Genomic DNA, 1,110 nt, shown 5'->3' with positions numbered 1-1,110 from the left:
GCCAGCACCTCGCGATCCCCGTGGCGCCGCCGGCCACCACCCTGCGGGCGCACCGGAGCGTCCGGCACGACCAACTGGAACAACTCCCACAGCTCATCCGGCACCAGCCGCTCAACGATCAGCACACTCGGAGTCTACTCAACCCACCCAAATGAGATGTCTTCTTAGCACTGGTTCCTCTCGTACACCTTCTCGTCTCGCTTGCCGGACCCAGCCCGTCTGGTAGTTCCAGACCGTCCCGGCGTTGTCAGGGCTGCTTTCCACCCTTCCCGGCGTTCCCCGGGTCAGGCTGCCCTCAGCTTCACCCAGCCGCTGCGACGGCCAGGTGGTGGAGTCCTTCCACCCCCACTCGGTAGTGCGGCGCCTCGTGGCGCGCGAAGTCGTCCGCGTAGCGGACCAGCCGCCACGACGGCAGGCCCTTGGCCCGGCGCCGCCACCGCCGAGAGCTGTTGGACAGCTCACCGCCGCTCTCCCACGCCCGGTGCAGGTGCTCATCGAGCACTGACAGGGCGATGTTGGCCAGCAGCGGGGACAGGATGCCCCCTTGCGGCGTGCCGGTCAGGGTTTCCTGGACCTCGCCGAACTCGGACATCAGCCCGGCCTTCAGGAACGCCTTGACCAGCGCCAGCACCCGCTTGTCCTTGACCCGCTTCCGGACCCGGTCCATCAGTGCCACGTGGTCGATCTCGTCGAAGCACGCGGCGATGTCCGCGTCCAGCACCCACCGATACCCGCAGGTGCCGTAGAAGTGGATCTCGGCAATCGCGTCCTGGGCCCGCCGCTTGGGCCGGAAGCCATACGAGACCGGCTTGAAGTCGGCCTCGAAGATCGGTTCCAGCACCAGCTTCAGCGCGGCCTGGACCACCCGGTCGGCGACAGTGGGAATCCCCAGCCGCCGAACCTTCCCCGACCCTCCCGGCTTGGGAATCATCTTCTCCCGCACCGGAAGCGGCCGGAACACGCCCGTCTTGAGACGGCCGCGCAGGTCGCCCAGGAACCCGGGAACACCGAGCGCCTCCTCGACGTCGGCGGCGGTCAGGCCGTCGACGCCGGGAGTGCCGGCTCCCCGGTTGCCCGCGACCCGGTCGAACGCCACGATCAGCGTCGCGG

1 protein-coding gene and 1 pseudogene are annotated in these 1,110 nt (G+C 68.8%); both read right to left on the bottom strand.

Annotated features, from left to right (window positions below):
* Nucleotides 1–125 (bottom strand): annotated as a pseudogene (locus PUR56_RS06960) (IS5/IS1182 family transposase); the annotation flags it as partial.
* Between the two features lie 176 nt (nt 126–301).
* Nucleotides 302–1,110 (bottom strand): reverse transcriptase domain-containing protein (locus PUR56_RS06955; RefSeq protein ID WP_329948263.1); only part of this gene is annotated, 809 nt, incomplete at its 5' end.

Origin of the sequence: Streptomyces sp. BE303, from assembly GCF_036290945.1 — a bacterium.
GTDB lineage: Bacteria > Actinomycetota > Actinomycetes > Streptomycetales > Streptomycetaceae > Kitasatospora.
Note: the sequence above shows the minus strand (reverse complement) of the source record. Positions and strands in the feature narration are given on the sequence as shown.